This window comes from Sphingomonas sp. PEI4 (assembly GCF_056679955.1).
The window spans coordinates 3389612-3407204 of sequence record NZ_CM155258.1; the positions used below are offsets into that span (position 1 = coordinate 3389612).

Genomic DNA, 17593 nt, shown 5'->3' on the forward strand with positions numbered 1-17593 from the left:
GCCGTGCAGGCCGCGATCGTCGAAGCGGCCGTACAGTCCGCGGTATTTCGGGCGCCCGAGGAGGGTGGCCTCCTGATCGCACCGCTGGACGAATTCACCGCGGTCTATCACCGCGCGTCAGGCATCACGCACCTTCTGACCGAACCCGCACCACAGATTCTCACGATACTCGGCGAGGGCGCGTTGTCGCTCGATGCGCTGCTCGATCGTCTCAGCGCCGACTACGACCTCGAAGACGCGGATCGTGCCGCGTTGGCGGCGCGGCTCGACGAGTTGATCGACGCCGGACTGGTCGAACGCCTGTGAGGCATGCCTTCTCCGTCCGTATAGGCCCGGTCGGCTTTCGCATCGGTTCCGACTGGCGCACGCCGATCGCCCAGCTCGAAACGCTGTATCGCGACTATCCGAAGCCCGCAGACGGCGTAGCGGACTTCACCGTCCGCCTCTTCGCGCGCCGGCCCTGGCGCCGGTTCATCCGCCCCTCGGTCGAGATCGGCGGCGATTACATGCTGCCCGAAGCCGCACCCTTGCCGCTCCGCCAGGGTCTGCTCGCGGCCGAGATGGCGATGAACCTCCAGATGGCGCTTGGTGCTCGCCGCTATCTTCTGCTGCACGCGTCCGCCGTCGAGCGCGATGGCCGGGCGCTGCTCATGACCGGCGAGTCCGGTGCCGGTAAATCGACGCTGGCGACGTTGCTCGCGGCGAAGGGCTGGCGGTTCATGGGCGACGAATTCGCGTTGCTCGATCCCGCGACCGGCCTGGTGCACGCGTTCCCCCGCCTTATCAGCTTGAAGAACGAAGCGATCGCCGCGGCGGAGGCAGCATGGCCGGACGCACGGATGGGGCCGCTGATGCCGGCGACCCCGAAGGGTGATATCCGGCACATGGTCCCCGACGTGCGAGCGATCCGCGCGATGGACGTGCCCGCCAAGCCCGCATTGCTGCTGTTCCCGCGCTACGGTTTCGACCCTGAGACTCGCCCGGTTCCTCCCGCCGAGGCGTTCGTGCGGATGACGCAGGCGTCGACTAACTACACCGCGCTCGGAGAAGCTGGGTTCCGTGCGCTGACCGGGCTGATCGCGGGGGTGCCCTCGGTGGCGATCGACTATCCCGATGGTCCGCACGCGATCGCGCAGGTCGAGGCGCTATGGGCCGCGCTGTGACCGACGCCCGCATCCTCGCGCGCGCGCTCGCCGATCCGGCCATTGTCGCCGGGCTCGATGCGGATGGCTGGACGGCGCTGCTCGCGGTGGCGCGGGCGGAGCAATTGATCGGGACGCTGTCGGTACGCATAGATGGCCTGCCGGTGCCGGGCGCCGTAAAGGTGATCCTCGCCGACGCCCGCGCGGCTGCCGAACACGGCCGCCGCGCCGCCCTATGGGAGGCGGAGATGGCGCGGCGCGCGCTGGCGGTGATCGACTGCCCGGTCGTGCTGCTGAAAGGCACAGCGTTCGTTGCGGCCGGGCTGTCCGCGGGGCAGGGGCGGTCGATCGGCGATCTTGATATCCTGGTGCCACGCCGCGCGCTCGATGCGGTCGAGGCCGCGCTGCTCGCGGCGGGCTGGGAATGGGTGAAGCCCGACCCGTATGACGATGCCTATTACCGCCGCTGGATGCACGAGCTTCCGCCGCTGATCCACCGCGAGCGCGACCGGATGATCGACGTCCACCACACCATCCTGCCGCTGACCGCGCGGATCAGGCCGGATGCGGACGCGCTGATCGCGGACAGCGTCCCGCTCGGCAACGGCCTGCGTACGCTGTCTGTGAACGGCATGATCGTCCACGCCGCCGCGCACCTGTTTGCCGATGGCGACCTGGCGGGCGGCTTGCGCAATCTCTGGGATATCCGGTGCCTCGTAGAAGAGTTCGGCACTGAAGGGCTGGATGCGGACGCTCGCCGGCACGGTCTGCACCGCGAGGTCGCGCGGTCCTTACGACTGGTGGCGATACTGTTCGGCGATGGCGAGGCCCGCGGGATCGATCGCCTCTACCTGCGCCGCCTTACCGCGCGCGACGACTGGGGCAGGCCGGTTCGTCCCATCACGCGGCTGGTCTTCTACGTCCGTTCGCACTGGCTGCGCATGCCGCCGGCGATGCTCGCCCGCCACCTCTGGACCAAGTGGCGCAAGGCCTAGTGCAGCGTGCGGAGCCGTGGCGGCCGACTGCTGCGGACGAGCGCTATGATCCCCACCACGACCGCGACCGCGATCGTATCGGCGATCCAGTCGCGAATGTCGCAATCGCGGTGCAACGACGGGATCGATTGCAGCACCTCGACCATCGCGCCGAGGAACGACAGGCGTTCAAGCACTTTCAGCGCGCGCGCGGCCGGATAGGCGAACGACGCCAGCGCCGCGAGTGTGGCGAAGGCGAGCATGTGCGCGACCTTGTCGCCGAAGCGATCGATCGGCATGTGCGGCGGCTTGGGTAGCAACGCCATCGTCAGCGCGAACACGATCGCGGCGGCAAGCAGCACCTGGAAGAGGCGCGTCAGATCGCGTTCCTGCCTCATCGCGCCAATCCTTCGAGCGTCGGCAGCAGTTCGTCGAAACCGTCGATCACCGCGTCGGCGCCCAGTTCTGAAACCGGCTGCATCAGGAAGCCGAAGCTGCACGCGATCGTCGGCAGTCCCGCCGCTTGCCCGGCCTGGATGTCGAAGATCGAATCGCCGACGAACGCGGCACGTCCGCCGCCGCACATCTTCACCATTTCGATAATCGGCATCGGCGACGGCTTGGCTTCCGTCATCGTGTCGCCGCCCAGGATGCACGCGAACCGATCGGTCAGGCCGAGTTCGCCCAGCACGATCCGCGCGAACCGCTCGATCTTGTTGGTGACGATGCCGAGCGTCACACCCTTCGCCGCCAAGGCATCCAGCGCCTCGATCACCCCCGGATAAGGCTTGGTCAGCACGCAGATATTCGCCTCGTAATAGGCGAGCAGGTCCGCGTGGAGCGTGTCGAGCATCGCCTCGTCATAGCCGCCGGTCGCGGTCAGACCCTGTTTCAGCATGTGCCGCGCGCCGCCGCCGATCATCGGCTTGACCTGCGCGACGGTAAGCGGTGGGCGATCGACCGACGCGAGCGCGTGGTTCACTGCGGCCGCGAGGTCGGCACTCGTGTCGAGCAACGTGCCGTCGAGGTCGAAGCCGACGATATCGAATGAAAATTGCGTCATTGCGTACGGGCCTGCCAGTGACGCTATGGAATTGGCAAGGCTTTCGTGGCAGCGGAAATCCTATGACGACGCATTCCTCCGACCAACCGATTCCTGCGCGCCCGATTGCGGTCGTGATCCTCGCCGCGGGCAAGGGGACGCGGATGAAATCCGACCTGCACAAGGTGCTTCACCCGATCGCCGGGCGGCCGATGCTGCTGCACCTCGTGGCGAGCGCGGCGGCGCTGCATCCGGCAAAGACCGTCGTGGTGACCGGGGCAGGGCGCGAGCAGGTCGAGAAGGCGGTCGCACCCCTCGGCATCGCTACTGCGCTTCAGGCGGAGCAACTGGGCACCGGCCATGCCGTCGCGCAGGCGCGGGATGCTCTTGCCGGGTTCGAGGGCGATGTCATCATCCTTTACGGTGACGTTCCCTTGGTCACGGCCGCGACGATGCAGCGGATGATCGACCGTCTGCACGGTGAAGACGCGCCCGCCGCGGTGGTGCTCGGGTTCCGCCCGGCCGATCCCGGCGCATATGGCCGCGTCATCGCCAACGCCGAGGGCCGAATCGATCGGATGGTCGAGTTCAAGGATGCTGACGAGGCACAGCGCGCAGAGACACTCTGCAACTCCGGCCTCATGGCGGTTCACTCCGCAGATTTGTTCGCGCTGCTCGACCGCGTCGGTAACGACAACGCTGCCGGCGAATACTACCTTCCCGACATCGTTATGCTCGCCGCCGCGGATGGCCGTGCGTCCGCCGTCATCGAGACGGGCGCGGACGAGGTCGCAGGCGTCAACAGCCGCGGCGAACTCGCCAGCGTCGAGGGCGCTTGGCAGGCCACGCGACGCGCGCAGGCGATGGCCGACGGCGTTACGCTGATCGCCCCCGACACGGTCTGGTTCGCGCACGACACGATCCTCGGCCGCGACGTCGTGATCGAACCCAATGTCGTCTTCGGCCCGGGCGCCCAGATCGAAGACGGCGCGACGATCCACGCGTTCAGCCACATCGAAGGCGCGTTGGTCGGCAAGGGCGCGAACGTCGGCCCGTTCGCCCGCCTACGCCCCGGCGCTGACCTGCGTGCGGACGCCAAGGTCGGCAATTTCGTCGAGGTCAAGAAAGCCGTGATCGGCGAGGGCGCCAAGGTCAGCCATCTCACCTATATCGGCGACGCGGACATCGGCGCTGGCGCCAACATCGGCGCCGGCACGATCACGTGCAATTACGACGGCTATTTCAAATACCGCACGGTGATCGGCGAAGGCGCGTTCATCGGGTCCAACTCCGCGCTGGTCGCGCCCGTCACGATCGGCGCCGGCGCGATCGTCGCGGCGGGATCGGTCGTGACGCAGGACGTCGAGACCGACGCGCTCGCGCTGGTCCGCCCGCCGCAGGTCGCCAAGCCCGGCTGGGCCAAGCGCTTCCGAGAGCGGATGCTGGCAAGGAAGCGGTCATGAGGGCGGTCGCGCTCGTTGCCGTGCTGGCGCTGGCCGGATGCGTAACGCCGCAGGGTTCGCGCGACGCGATTCCGCCGATGCTCGCGATTGAGCGCGCGGCGGGCTTGGCGCCCGGCGCCTATCCCGGCGTCTTCGTGATGACGGTTCGCGCGTCGGGCCGGCAAGGAACCAGCCTCTATCTCAATTCGGAGAGCGACTACCGAGACCCGCGCAACCTGTCGTTCGAGGTTCGGCCGATTGCGCAGGCGCAACTCGACGCACGGTTAGGCGCGCCCGCAGCGACTGTGCTGCAGGGACGGACGATCCGCGTCGACGGCCAGGCGCGCCGGGTGCGGATCGACTTCACCGCGGACGGTCGCCCGACCGGCAAATATTACTACCAGACCCATGTCGTTATCGAGCGGGGCGAACAGCTCCTCTCGGTCGACTGAACGAACGGACATCAGCTATGTGTGGCATCGTTGGAATTTTGAGCGGCGAAGACGTCGCGGGGCGGTTGCTCGATGGGCTGAAGCGCCTCGAATATCGTGGGTATGATTCGGCGGGCATCGCCACCGATAATGACGGCGCGATCGAGCGGCGGCGCGCGTCGGGCAAGCTCGTCAACCTCGCGAACGAGCTCGCCGCACACCCGCTGCCCGGTAAGACCGGTATCGCCCACACCCGCTGGGCGACGCACGGCGGCCCGACCACCAACAACGCGCACCCGCACGCGACCGGCGAAGTCGCGGTGGTCCACAACGGAATCATCGAGAACTTCAAGCCGCTGCGCGACGAACTGGTCGCGCGCGGCCGCGTCTTCACCAGCGAAACCGATACCGAAGTCGTCGCACACCTGATCAGCGAGAAGGTCGAGGCTGGCAGCGATCCGGTCTCCGCCGTGCGCGAGATCCTGCCGCGGCTGCACGGCGCGTTCGCACTCGCGATCCTGTTCCGCCAGCATCCCGACCTGCTGATCGGCGCGCGGCTCGGTTCGCCCCTGGTCGTCGGGCACGGCGACGGGGAGATGTATCTCGGCTCCGACGCGCTTGCGCTGGCGCCGCTGACGCAGCGGATCGCGTATCTCGACGAGGGCGACTGGGTCGTGCTGACCCGCGACGGCGCGCAGGTCTACGACCGCGACAACGTGGCCGTAGAGCGCGCCATCACGATCTCGGGCGTGACCGGCGAGTTGGTCTCGAAGGGCAACCACCGGCATTACATGCTGAAGGAGATCTACGAGCAGCCGATCGTCGTCGCCCAGACGCTCCGCTCGTACCTGAAGCGGATGGAAGGCGAAGTCTCGCTGCCGATCCCCGAATTCGACCTGTCGACGATCAAGCGCGTCACGATCGTCGCGTGCGGGACGAGCTTCTACGCCGGCATGGTGGCTAAATACTGGTTCGAGCAGTTCGCGCGCGTCCCCGTCGACCTCGATGTCGCGTCCGAGTTCCGCTACCGTGCGCCGGTGATGGAAGACGGCGGCCTCGCGCTCTTCATCTCGCAGTCGGGTGAGACTGCGGACACGCTGGCGGCACTCCGCCACGCCAAGGCCGAGGGGCAGAAGATCGCGGTCGTGGTCAATGTGCCGACCAGCTCGATGGCGCGCGAAGCGGACCTGCTGCTGCCGACGCATGCCGGGCCGGAGATCGGCGTGGCCTCGACCAAGGCGTTCACCTGCCAGCTCGCCGTGCTCGCCGCACTTGCCGCGAACCTGGCGCGTGCGAAGGGTCTGCTGACGCGGGACCAGGAGCGCGAGATCGTTCGACATCTGTCGGAAGCCCCCGCTGCGCTCAACGGCGCGCTGGCGTATGACGAGGCGATCGAGGCGATGGCGCACAACATCGCCGGCGCGCGAGACGTGCTCTATCTCGGCCGCGGCACGGATTACCCGCTGGCGCTCGAAGGCGCGCTGAAGCTCAAGGAAATCAGCTACATCCACGCCGAGGGCTATGCCGCCGGCGAGATGAAGCACGGGCCCATCGCGCTGATCGACGAGCACGTGCCGGTCATCGTCATCGCACCGTCAGGCCCGCTGTTCGACAAGACGATCAGCAACATGCAGGAAGTCATGGCACGCGGCGGCAAGGTCGTGCTGATCTCGGATTACGACGGCATCCAGGCGGCTGGCGAAGGCTGCATGGCGACGATCACGATGCCCAAGGTCCACCCGCTGATCGCACCGCTGGTGTATGCGGTGCCGGTGCAGTTGCTGGCGTATCATGTCGCCGTGCTCAAGGGCACGGATGTCGACCAACCGCGCAATCTGGCGAAGAGCGTCACGGTCGAATAGTCGGCGGCATAGTTGAGCTGCTGGTGCCCCAACCATAGACTCCACCCCGGCGAAGGCCGGGGCCCAATTGGGGGACGGAGGTAACTGAGGCGCGCTCCTCCGTTACAACGACCTTTCCAATTGGGCCCCGGCCTTCGCCGGGGTGGTGCTGATGGCGGGGGTATCCACGGATTTCTTCCCGCGCCCCCAAACCCTCGATTGACTATAATTGTGCGCCGCGTCACAACTCGCGGCGTCGATGTCGGGCAGGGCTCCCAGCAAAGTATTACTTTGCTGGGCACCGGAACCGGCATGGCACCGCGCGGGAGAGCGTTTCCTGGCCCTTCAAGGACCAAAGGAACCGCCGAAGGAGCAACCACCCCGGAATCTCTCAGGCACCAGAGACCGCGCGAGGCTGATCGACACTCTGGAAAGCGTCCTGGCGTTCGCGCCGAGGGCCACCGAAGGGGTAAGCGCTGGACATCTCCGGCGTGAAAGCTCTCAGGTCCCGTGACAGAGGGGGTTTGGATCGTTGCACCGTCTGGTGCCGCGCGCCCCTTCGACGGAGACCATACCATGAGCGACCCCGAACTGCGCGATTTCGCCAGCATCATCGACCAGGCCGACGACTACGTCGAGCCCGAGATCCTGCCGTTGCCGCTTGACGCGTGGCACCGGGCGCAAGGCGCCCGGATGGTCGAGTTTGCCGGCTACGAGATGCCGATCCAGTATGAAGGCATTATGGCCGAGCACGCCTGGACGCGCGACTCGGCCGGCCTGTTCGACGTCAGCCACATGGGCCAGCTCGTCTTCTCCGGCGAAGGAGTCGCGCACGCGCTCGAAACCGTGCTGCCGGGCGACATCGCCGGGCTCGGCGAAGGCAAGATGCGCTATTCGCTGCTGCTCGCGCAGGACGGCGGCATCCTCGACGACCTAATGGCCACGCGCCTGCCCGACGACCAGCCATCGCCCTTCTCCGCGCAGGACGTCGAGCCCGAAGCCTATGATCCGCTCCACCCATCGCCGACCGCGAGCGGCAGCTTCTACGTCGTCGTCAACGGCGCGACCAAATATGACGACATCAGCTATCTGATCGAGCACCTGCCCGACGACGTCACGATCAACATCCTCGAAGATCAGGCACTGCTCGCAGTGCAGGGCCCCAAGGCGGTCGAGGCGGTCGCGCGGATCGTTCCCGGCATCGACGGCCTCGTGTTCATGACCGCCGGCGCGTTTCACTGGAACGACGTGCCGCTCTGGATCAGCCGCTCGGGCTACACCGGCGAAGACGGCGTCGAGATATCGCTCCCCGCCGAACATGCCGTCGCCTTTGCCGACGCACTGCTCGCGCTCCCCGAGATCAAGCCGATCGGTCTCGGCGCACGCGATTCGCTGCGTCTCGAAGCCGGCTTGCCGCTCTACGGCCACGACCTCGATCCTGAGATCACGCCGGTCATGGCGGACCTCGGTTTCGCGCTGTCGAAGCGCCGCCGCGAAGCCGCCGACTTCCCCGGTGCAGAGCGCATCCTCACCGAGCGCGAGCACGGCCCCGCCACCAAGCGCGTCGGCCTGATCGTCGAGGGCCGCCAGCCCGCCCGCGAAGGCGCCGAAGTGATCGACGACACCGGCGCGACGATCGGCCGCCTCACCAGCGGTGGCTTCGCACCGACGCTCGGGAAGCCGATCGCGATGGCCTATGTGCCGCTCGCGCTCGCAGCGCCCGGCACCCGCATCGAAATCGCGCAGCGCGGCAAGGTCCACACCGCCACCGTCACCGCAATGCCCTTCATTCCCCACCGCTACGTCCGCGCAGGAGCCAAGTGATATGAGCCGTTACTTCACGCAGGATCATGAATGGGTCGATGTCGACGGTGACGTAGGCACGGTCGGCATCTCCGAATACGCGCAGAGCCAGCTCGGCGATGTCGTGTTCGTCGAAGTCCCCGAAGCCGGCAAGACCTTGTCGAAGGGCGACGAAGCCGCGGTCGTAGAGTCGGTCAAGGCCGCCTCGGACGTCTATTCGCCGGTCTCGGGCACCGTCACCGAGGGCAACGCGGCTTTGGCTGACGACTCCAGCCTGGTGAACTCGGACGCCGAAGCGGCAGGCTGGTTCTTCAAGCTGACGCTCAGCGACCCGGGCGAACTCGACAGCCTGATGGACGAAGCCGCCTACGCAGCCTTCGTCGAAGGGCTGTAAGTCGCTGCTCCCCTCCCGCTCGCGGGAGGGGTCGGGGGAGGGGCTGATACAGTCGTTCCCCGCCTCATTCCCTCCCCCGACCCCTCCCGTAAACGGGAGGGGAGGAGACTAGAATGCGCTACCTTCCCCTGACCCAGCCCGACCGCGAGGCGATGCTCGCCGTCATCGGCGCCTCGACCATCGACGACCTCTTCGTCGACGTCCCCGAAGCCGCGCGCCTCGACGGGCCCATTCGCGAACTCCCGATGCACGCCTCCGAAATGGCGGTCGAACGCCACATGTCGGCGCTCGCGAAAAAGAACCTCACCGCGGGCGAAGCGCCGTTCTTCCTCGGCTGCGGCGCGTACAAGCATCACGTCCCCGCGTCGGTCGATCATCTGATCCAGCGCGGCGAGTTCCTCACCGCCTACACGCCCTACCAGCCGGAAATCGCGCAGGGCACGCTGCAGATGCTGTTCGAGTTCCAGACTCAGGTCGCGCGGCTGCTCGGCACCGACGTCGCCAACGCCTCGATGTACGACGGCTCAACCGCGTGCTGGGAAGCGATCGTGATGGCTAGGCGCATCACCAAGCGCGGCAAGGCGATCCTGTCGTCGGGCCTCCACCCGCATTACGTCTCGGTCGCCAACACGATGGCGAAGTTCACCGGCGACGTACTCGACACGACCGCGCCCGAGCTGGTCGCCGACATGGATCTCGACCAGCTGATCGCGAAGATCGACGACGATACCTCGTGCGTGGTCGTCCAGTACCCCGACATCCTCGGCCGCATCGCCGACCTGCGCCCGCTCGCGGATGCGTGTCATGCGAAGAAGGCGCTGCTGATCGCGGTCGTGACCGAGCCTGTCGCGCTCGGCGCGATCACGTCGCCCGGCGAGATGGACGCTGACATCGTCGTCGGCGAAGGCCAGTCGCTCGGCGTCGGCCTCCAGTTCGGCGGACCCTATGTCGGCCTGTTCGGCTGCAAGGACAAATACGTCCGTCAGATGCCCGGCCGCCTCTGCGGCGAAACCGTCGACGCCGACGGCCGCCGCGGTTTCGTCCTCACGCTGTCGACCCGCGAGCAGCACATCCGCCGCGAAAAGGCGACGTCGAACATCTGCACCAACTCCGGCCTCTGCGCACTGGCCTTCTCGATCCACATGACGTTGCTCGGCGAAGCCGGCCTGCGCCAGTTGGCGGAGGTGAACCACGCAGGCGCGGCCGCCGCCGCCGAACGCCTGTCGCAAATCCCCGGCGTAGAGCTGGTCAACGACACCTTCTTCAACGAGTTCACGTTGAAGCTCGCCGTGGAAGCCCGCCCGGTCGTCCGCACGCTAGCCGATCGCGGCATCCTCGCCGGCGTATCGCTCGGCCGTTTGTACCCCGGCAAGGACGCTCTCGCGAACGGCCTTGTCGTCGCCGTGACGGAAACGACCACCGCGGAGGACGTCGAAACGCTTGCGTCCGCACTCCAGGAGATACTGGCATGAGCATCAACCAGAGCGGCTGGCGCCCGACCTCGCCCGAGGCGAACACCGGCGGCGTGCCCGCATCGGTAACCGGCAACAAGGCGCTAATGCTGGAAGAAGCACTGATCTTCGAGATCGGCGACACCCACACCACCGGCGTAGATTTCGCTGCTCCCTCTCCCCTCCGGGGAGAGGGCCGGGGTGAGGGGCAGCCCAGCAATGCTGCGCCCGGAACAGCCCCTCACCCAACCCTCTCCCCGGAGGGGAGAGGGCTATCGCGCCTCGGAAACCTGTCGCGCGCCAACCCCATCGGCCTCCCAGGCCTCTCCGAACCAGAAACCGTCCGCCACTACACCCGCCTCTCCCGCCAGAACTACGGCATCGACCTCGGCTTCTTCCCGCTCGGCAGTTGCACGATGAAGCACAACCCGCGCCTCAACGAGAAGATGGCGCGACTTCCCGGTTTCTCCGACGTCCACCCGCTCCAGCCGGTCGACACCGTCCAGGGCGCGCTGGAAGTCATCCACCAGCTCGCACACTGGCTCGTCACGCTCACCGGCATGACCTCGGTCGCGATGAGCCCCAAGGCCGGCGCACACGGCGAGCTCTGCGGCATCCTCGCGATCCGCGCCGCACTCGAAGCCAAGGGCGAAGGCGCGCGGAAGATCATCCTGGTACCCGAGAGCGCACACGGCACCAACCCCGCCACTGCAGCCTTCGCCGGCTATAGCGTCGAGGACATCCCCGCCACCGCCGAAGGCCGCGTCGACACCGCCGCGCTGAAGGCCCGGCTCGGCCCAGACGTCGCCGGCGTGATGATCACCAACCCCAACACCTGCGGCCTGTTCGAGCGCGACATGCGCGAGATCTCCGAAGCGGTGCACGCGGCGGGCGGCTACGTCTATTGCGACGGCGCGAACTTCAACGCGATCGTCGGTCGCGTCCGCCCCGGCGATCTCGGCATCGACGCGATGCACATCAACCTCCACAAGACCTTCTCGACACCGCACGGCGGCGGCGGTCCAGGCTCGGGGCCGGTGGTGTTCTCGGCAGCACTCACCCCTTACGCGCCGCTTCCGTTCGTGGAGAAGCAAGGCGGCCAATTCGAGCTGATCGAAGAGGAGACCGCAGGCGAACATCACGCCGGCAGCTTCGGCCGCATGGTCGCGTTCCACGGCCAGATGGGCATGTTCACGCGTGCGCTCACCTACATCCTTAGCCACGGCGCAGACGGCCTGCGCCAAGTGTCCGAGGACGCGGTGCTCAACGCCAACTACATCCTGCGCAGTCTCGACGACACGCTCGACGCCCCGTTCGGCCCCTCGGGTCCGTGCATGCACGAAGCGTTGTTCTCGGACTCGAACCTCGCCGAGGGCTTCTCGACGATCGACGTCGCGAAGGGCCTGATCGACGAAGGCTTCCACCCGATGACGATGTACTTCCCGCTCGTCGTCCACGGCGCGATGCTGGTCGAACCAACCGAGACCGAGTCGAAGGCAGCCCTCGACCAGTTCATCGCCGCCCTCCGTTCAGTGGCGGAACGCGCGAAAGCCGGCGACCCGAGCCTCAAGACCGCCCCCCATTTCGCCCCCCGCGCGCGCCTCGACGAGACGCTGGCGGCGCGGAAACCGGTGCTAGTCTGGAAGGACCCGGCTCCGTTGGCGCAAGCCGCGGAGTAACGAGCAAGACCGTTCTCCTGCGGACGCAGGAGGCCAGGGTTACGAATGCTGCGAGCCGTAACCCTGGATTCCTGCGTACGCAGGAAAACGGATTGCCCGGAATACCACAACCGATCTAGCCTCCGCCCAACAGGGTGGGGGCTCAAACCAATGCAGGCGCACGAAGCACAAGGCTGGATCAGCTACGCGATCACGGCCGTCATCATTGCCATAGTCTTCGCAGTGCGCTGGCGCCGCATGAGCGTGGTAAAACCGCTCAAGCTCGAACGCCTCTGGATCTTCCCCGCGCTCTACGCAGCCGCCGCGCTCTACATGTTCGTGATGTACCCACCCCACGGCCTCGCCTGGCTGTTCTGCGCGCTGGCCCTGGTCATGGGCGCAGTGCTCGGCTGGCAGCGCGGCAAGCTCATGCGGATCACGATCGACCTCGACACCCACGCGCTCAACACGACGTCTTCCCCGGCAGCGGTCCTGTTCATCGTCGCGATCGTCGCAGTCCGCACCGGCGCGCGCGCCGTGATCGGCGACGGCCACGCCCTCCACCTCGACGCCTTCGCCATCACCGACATGCTGGTCGCGCTCGCGCTCGGCCTGTTCACCACCCAACGGATCGAAATGTACCTCCGCGCAAAGCGGATGCTCGAAACGGTACGCGTCCCCCAAATCCCGTCATCCTGACGAAAGTCAGGATCCAGAGCCCAGAACGACAGCGCGCGATTACCCTGGATCCTGACTTTCGTCAGGATGACGGGAGAGCCTCAAGCTATCGCGCGGTCCGTCTCGTCCTGCCGCCGGACATGCTCCCGCCAGACGATATACAACCCGCTCGCCACGATGACCGGCGCCCCAAGCCAAGTCGCGTCCGCTGGCAAAGTGTCGAACACCAGCCACCCCAGCAACGTCGCCCACAGCAAGCTCGAATAATCCATCGGCACCACCACCGAAACCGGCCCAAGCCGCAACGACGTCGTCATCGCGATCTGCGCCAGCCCGCCGAATACCCCGACGGCCCCCAAACACACCCAAGTCACCAAATCATGCGACTCCGCCGCCCGCCCGTAGAACACCGACAACGGGATCAACGACAACGCCGAGAACCAGAACACCGTCGTCAACGCACTCTCGGTCTTGCCGATCTGCCGCAACAGGATCGACACGCTCGCGGTCCCGAACGCCCCCGCCAGTGCACAGCCCGCACCCCATAACGGAAAGTGATCGCCCCCCGGTTGCGCGACGATCAACACGCCCGCGAACCCCGCCGCCACCGCCGCCCAGCGATGCCACCCGGTCGGCTCGCGCAACACCAGCGCTCCCAGGATCGTCGCGAACACCGGCACCGTGAACCCGATCGTCGTCGCCTCGGCCAGCGGCAACGCGACGATCCCGTTGAAAGTAAATGCCATCGCTGACAGCCCGACGATCGCGCGTACGACATGCGCCGGCAGCCGCTTGGTCGCCACCGAAGGCAGGCCCGGCCCCGCAAGGATCACCGCCGACACCAGCAAACACGCACCGAACTGCCGGAAGAACAGGATCTCCGACACGCTCGCGCCATGCCGCTCGGCCAGCTTGATTGCGGTGTTCATCAGCGCGAAGATCACGACGGACAGCAACCGCATGCCGATGGCGGGAAGGATGCGGTCGGTGGACATGGGTGGCTACCTAACGAGGGCCGCGCGGGCATCCCACCCCAAACGTCCGTCATCCTGACGAAAGTCAGGATCCAGAGTACCACCCGCAGCACTCCTGGCTCTGTATCCTGACTTTCGTCAGGATGACGGAGCGAGGGGGCGGCGCATGGGGTGACGAACCCACCCGCAACCGCTATCCGCACCCCATGATAAAGCGCGCACTCCCCGTCACCCGCGAGGCGGATTTCTCCGCCTGGTACCAGGCCGTCATCTCCGAGGCCGATCTCGCCGAGGAATCGGGCGTCCGCGGCTGCATGGTCATCCGCCCCTGGGGCTACGGCATCTGGGAGCGCATCCAGCGCCTGCTCGACGACCGGATCAAGGCGACCGGCCACGAGAATTGCTATTTTCCGCTCTTCATCCCGCTCTCGTACTTCGAGAAGGAGGCGGAACACGTCGAGGGTTTCGCCAAGGAGATGGCCGTGGTCACGCACCACCGCCTCAAGGCCGACGGGTACGGCCGCCTGATCCCCGATCCCGAAGCCAAGCTCGAGGAACCCCTGGTCGTGCGCCCGACCTCCGAAATGGTCATCGGCGCTGCGTTCGCGCGCTGGGTCCAGTCGTGGCGCGACCTGCCCGTGCTGATCAACCAATGGGCCAACGTCGTCCGCTGGGAAATGCGCACGCGCATGTTCCTGCGCACCAGCGAATTCCTCTGGCAGGAAGGCCACACCGCGCACGCCACCGCAGACGAAGCGCGCGAAGAGACGCTGAAGATGCTCGAAGTCTATCGTGATTTCGCGGAGGAATGCCTCGGCGTCCACGTCATCGCCGGCGAAAAACCCGAGAACGAGCGCTTCCCCGGGGCCGTCGCGACCTATTCGATCGAGGCGATGATGCAGGACGGCAAGGCGCTCCAAGCCGGCACCTCGCATTTCCTCGGCACCAACTTCGCCTCGGCGCAGAACATCCGCTTCCAGAATGCGGGCGGCGAGTTCGAGCTCTGCAACACGACCAGCTGGGGCGTGTCGACGCGGATGATCGGCGCGGTCATCATGGTCCACGGCGACGACGACGGCCTGCGCGTGCCGCCGATGATCGCGCCGTGGCAGGTCGTAATCGTGCCGATGCTGCGCGACGTCCCCGAGGACGCGGCGATCGTCGACTATTGCAAGTCGCTCCAGGCCGAACTCGCCAAGCAGTCCGCGCTCGGCGAACCCGTCCGCGCGCTGCTGGACCTCAAGCCCGCCAAGGCTGCGACCAAGCGCTGGGGCTGGGTCAAGAAGGGCGCACCGATCGTGATTGAGGTCGGCGGCCGCGATGTCGCCGGCGGCAACGTCACGGTGATCCGCCGCGACCGCCTCTACCGCGAGGACGGCAAGCTCGACAGCATCGCCACGCCTCGCGACACGTTCGTGAGCGAAGTCTCGGGCATGCTCCACGACGTCCAGGCGACGCTCCACGTCGAGTCTATGAACCGCGTAAAGGGCAACATCGTCCCCGCCGCCGACTTCGCCGCGGTCGAAGCGCATTTCGCGGACGGCGTGAAAAACCCCGGCTGGGTCGACGTTCGCTGGTCGAAGCCCACCGGCCCCGCGCTCGACAAAGTCGTGGAGCGGTTGAAGGCGCTCAAGCTCACCATCCGCAACGCCCCGATGGGGCAGACCGGCTGCGACGACGGCGCGTGCATCTTCACCGGCGAACCCGCGGTCGAACGCATCCTGATCGGCCGCGCCTACTAGCGCGCCGATCGGCTGCGACCGGCAAGGTCGGCTTGGCGTCCGGGGGCGGGGCGGAAGCGCCCCAAACCCGACGCCAAGAAGCAGCCGAAACGGTCCGGTCTGTCGGCTGCGTTGCAGGGCCCAGTCTGGTATCGTCGCATCGGCCTGAGCGAAGCGACGTTGGGGGCAGGGCATGGGCGTGACCGGAATCGGCGGCTTCTTCTTCCGGTCGAAAGACCCGGAGGCGATCCGCGCCTGGTATGTCGAGCATCTCGGCGTCGGCTCGCTGCCCTATGGTTCATGGGAAACGCAGGCGGGACCCAGCGTCTTCGCGCCGTTTGCCATCGACGCCGACTATTTCCCCGCGGATCGCCCATGGATGCTCAATCTGCGCGTCGATGAAATAGATGGTCTGATCGCAACCCTTCGCACGGCAGGGATCGCAGTAATCACCGATCCCGAATGGGACATGCCCGGCTTCGGCCGCTTCGCCCGCATCCACGATCCGGAAGGCAACCCGATCGAGCTCTGGCAGCCCGAGGATGCTGCGTAACGACGCGAGCAACGCGGACCGACGCGCGGCGAAGTTCGTAGATCGATATCTCGGCTTAGAAGCGGCCGACGGCAAGACCTTCATCCCTCCCTGAAAAGGGAGAGCCAGGGGTGGGTATGCCCACTTCAGCCACTAAAGTTCGAATGTGCGGAACCTGCGCCACCCCCAACCTCTCCCTTCCAAGGGGGGAGCAGAACGGCAGGTCGAACCGTACTAGCGAGTTTTACGGCGGTTGTCGGCCAAGCCACTGCCAAAGCCTTCCGCCCTTCTCAAAACAATTCCCCCTGAGGCCCCCTCGGCGCACGGAACAGGTCGCTCCGCAATGCAACCCGCTCCCGGTTCAACCCATGCTTCGCGCACGCGATCCGGAACCGCGTCCCCAGCAACTCCGCCCAAGGCCCTTGCCCCTGCATCCGCGTGAAGAAGTTCGGATCGTTATCCCTGCCCCCGCGCAGCGACGCGATCGTCGCCATCACCTTCCCCGCGCGATCCGGAAAATGCTCGTCGAGCCAAGCCCGGAACAGTGGCGCCACCTCATGCGGCAACCTTACCGGGATAAAGAACGCCCGAGTCGCCCCAGCCTCCGCCGCCCGCGCGATCAGATGCTCGATCTCGTGATCCGTAATCGCCGGGATCACCGGTGCGATCGAAACGTACACCGGCACGCCCGCATCGGCGAGCTTCCGCACCGCCGTCAATCGCCGCTCGGGGTGCGGCGCGCGGGGCTCGACGGTCGAAGCCACCTTCTGATCGAGCGAGGTAATCGACATCGCCACCGCCGCCAGCCCCTTCGCCGCCATCGGTGCCAACAGGTCGATATCGCGCACCACCCGGTCGGACTTGGTCGTGATCGTCAACGGATGATCCGTCTCTGCCAGCACCTCGATTATGCCGCGCGTGATCCGCCAGTCGGTCTCGATCGGCTGATACGGATCGGTGTTCGTCCCCAACGCCATCGGCGCGGCCGCATAGCCCGGCTTCGACAATTCCGCCCGCAACAACGCCGCCGCCGATGGTTTCGCGAACAGCTTGCTCTCGAAATCCAGCCCCGGCGACAGGTCGTGGAACGCATGGCTCGGCCGCGCGAAGCAATAGATGCAGCCGTGTTCGCATCCGCGATAGGGATTGATCGAGCGGTCGAACGGCACGTCCGGCGACGCATTGCGGCTGATGATCGTCCGCGGGGTCTCGACCGTCACCGTCGTCCGCAGCTTTGGCGCGATCCCGTCGATCCCCTCGCGCATGTCGAGCCAGTCGCCATCCGCCTCGGTCTGCGGCAGGTTGAACCGCCGGCTCTCGTCGTTGCGCGTCGCCCCGCGAACTGGTCGAGTGGTCTTCATCGGCAAACGATACGCGCGATGTCAGAACAAATATAGAACATAATTCGTTGCGCTGCGCAGTTGCCCGGCAGGATCTTGATTTACATTAGAGAAATAATGACGAGTTTCTAGCGACTTGCCCGTGGTACGAATAAGCGCTCGCCGCCTGC

At 66.5% G+C, this 17593-nt stretch carries 17 protein-coding genes and 2 riboswitches; of the genes, 13 read left to right on the top strand and 4 right to left on the bottom strand.

Annotated features, from left to right (window positions below; translation table 11 throughout):
* The first annotated feature begins 3 nt into the window (after positions 1-3).
* Genes AC1MLZ_RS15670 through AC1MLZ_RS15680 form a run of 3 tightly spaced genes read left to right on the top strand, consistent with a single transcriptional unit; the run spans position 4 to position 2137 of the window.
* Positions 4-306 (top strand): HPr-rel-A system PqqD family peptide chaperone, encoded by a 303-nt coding sequence (locus tag AC1MLZ_RS15670; protein ID WP_480959276.1) that lies wholly within the window; start codon positions 4-6, stop codon positions 304-306.
* Entirely contained in the window at positions 303-1163 is an 861-nt protein-coding gene (locus AC1MLZ_RS15675; protein WP_480959277.1) for an HprK-related kinase A, read from the top strand. The genes AC1MLZ_RS15670 and AC1MLZ_RS15675 overlap by 4 nt, the downstream gene beginning before the upstream one ends.
* Positions 1148-2137: a nucleotidyltransferase domain-containing protein gene (locus AC1MLZ_RS15680; protein ID WP_480959278.1), complete on the top strand. Its 990-nt coding sequence runs from the start codon at positions 1148-1150 to the stop codon at positions 2135-2137. The genes AC1MLZ_RS15675 and AC1MLZ_RS15680 overlap by 16 nt, the downstream gene beginning before the upstream one ends.
* On the opposite strand, the gene AC1MLZ_RS15685 is transcribed toward AC1MLZ_RS15680, so the two are convergent.
* Positions 2134-2514 (bottom strand): VanZ family protein, encoded by a 381-nt coding sequence (locus AC1MLZ_RS15685; RefSeq protein ID WP_480959279.1) that lies wholly within the window; start codon positions 2512-2514, stop codon positions 2134-2136. The two genes, AC1MLZ_RS15680 and AC1MLZ_RS15685, sit on opposite strands and share 4 nt — an antisense overlap.
* Positions 2511-3179: an HAD family hydrolase gene (locus tag AC1MLZ_RS15690; RefSeq protein WP_480959280.1), complete on the bottom strand. Its 669-nt coding sequence runs from the start codon at positions 3177-3179 to the stop codon at positions 2511-2513. Before AC1MLZ_RS15690 ends, AC1MLZ_RS15685 begins: the two co-directional genes overlap by 4 nt.
* Before the next feature lie 62 nt (positions 3180-3241).
* Between AC1MLZ_RS15690 and glmU the strand changes: the two genes are divergently transcribed.
* The 8 genes from glmU to AC1MLZ_RS15730 all read left to right on the top strand — a co-directional run bounded on the left by glmU (position 3242) and on the right by AC1MLZ_RS15730 (position 12877).
* Complete coding sequence (gene glmU / locus AC1MLZ_RS15695; RefSeq protein WP_480959281.1) at positions 3242-4621, top strand: bifunctional UDP-N-acetylglucosamine diphosphorylase/glucosamine-1-phosphate N-acetyltransferase GlmU; 1380 nt, start codon at positions 3242-3244, stop codon at positions 4619-4621.
* Positions 4618-5052, top strand: a complete 435-nt coding sequence (locus AC1MLZ_RS15700) for a hypothetical protein (RefSeq protein ID WP_480959282.1) — start codon at positions 4618-4620, stop codon at positions 5050-5052. Before glmU ends, AC1MLZ_RS15700 begins: the two co-directional genes overlap by 4 nt.
* 17 nt (positions 5053-5069) lie before the next feature.
* Complete coding sequence (gene glmS, locus AC1MLZ_RS15705; protein ID WP_480959283.1) at positions 5070-6893, top strand: glutamine--fructose-6-phosphate transaminase (isomerizing); 1824 nt, start codon at positions 5070-5072, stop codon at positions 6891-6893.
* A 292-nt stretch (positions 6894-7185) separates the two neighbouring features.
* Positions 7186-7290: riboswitch (glycine riboswitch) on the top strand.
* A riboswitch (glycine riboswitch) is annotated at positions 7291-7399 on the top strand. It abuts the riboswitch before it with no gap.
* 49 nt (positions 7400-7448) lie between these two features.
* Entirely contained in the window at positions 7449-8696 is a 1248-nt protein-coding gene (gene gcvT, locus AC1MLZ_RS15710) for a glycine cleavage system aminomethyltransferase GcvT (RefSeq protein ID WP_480959284.1), read from the top strand.
* Between the two features lies 1 nt (position 8697).
* The gene (gene gcvH, locus AC1MLZ_RS15715; protein WP_480959285.1) at positions 8698-9069 is read left to right on the top strand and encodes a glycine cleavage system protein GcvH; all 372 of its coding nucleotides are present in this window, start codon (positions 8698-8700) and stop codon (positions 9067-9069) included.
* A gap of 113 nt (positions 9070-9182) precedes the next feature.
* Positions 9183-10541: an aminomethyl-transferring glycine dehydrogenase subunit GcvPA gene (gcvPA, locus tag AC1MLZ_RS15720; protein WP_480959286.1), complete on the top strand. Its 1359-nt coding sequence runs from the start codon at positions 9183-9185 to the stop codon at positions 10539-10541.
* Complete coding sequence (gene gcvPB, locus AC1MLZ_RS15725; RefSeq protein WP_480959287.1) at positions 10538-12199, top strand: aminomethyl-transferring glycine dehydrogenase subunit GcvPB; 1662 nt, start codon at positions 10538-10540, stop codon at positions 12197-12199. Before gcvPA ends, gcvPB begins: the two co-directional genes overlap by 4 nt.
* 150 nt (positions 12200-12349) lie before the next feature.
* Positions 12350-12877, top strand: coding sequence for a CcdC protein domain-containing protein (locus AC1MLZ_RS15730; RefSeq protein ID WP_480959288.1), 528 nt, complete (start codon positions 12350-12352; stop codon positions 12875-12877).
* A gap of 80 nt (positions 12878-12957) precedes the next feature.
* Here AC1MLZ_RS15730 and AC1MLZ_RS15735 read toward each other — a convergent pair whose 3' ends face one another.
* Positions 12958-13851: a DMT family transporter gene (locus tag AC1MLZ_RS15735; RefSeq protein ID WP_480959289.1), complete on the bottom strand. Its 894-nt coding sequence runs from the start codon at positions 13849-13851 to the stop codon at positions 12958-12960.
* A 185-nt stretch (positions 13852-14036) separates the two neighbouring features.
* Here AC1MLZ_RS15735 and AC1MLZ_RS15740 point away from each other — a divergent pair, with 185 nt between their 5' ends.
* The gene (locus AC1MLZ_RS15740; RefSeq protein ID WP_480959290.1) at positions 14037-15572 is read left to right on the top strand and encodes an aminoacyl--tRNA ligase-related protein; all 1536 of its coding nucleotides are present in this window, start codon (positions 14037-14039) and stop codon (positions 15570-15572) included.
* A 172-nt stretch (positions 15573-15744) separates the two neighbouring features.
* Positions 15745-16104, top strand: a complete 360-nt coding sequence (locus AC1MLZ_RS15745; protein WP_480959291.1) for a VOC family protein — start codon at positions 15745-15747, stop codon at positions 16102-16104.
* Positions 16105-16373: 269 nt separating this feature from the next.
* On the opposite strand, the gene AC1MLZ_RS15750 is transcribed toward AC1MLZ_RS15745, so the two are convergent.
* The gene (locus tag AC1MLZ_RS15750) at positions 16374-17444 is read right to left on the bottom strand and encodes a PA0069 family radical SAM protein (protein WP_480959292.1); all 1071 of its coding nucleotides are present in this window, start codon (positions 17442-17444) and stop codon (positions 16374-16376) included.
* Positions 17445-17593 lie beyond the last annotated feature (149 nt).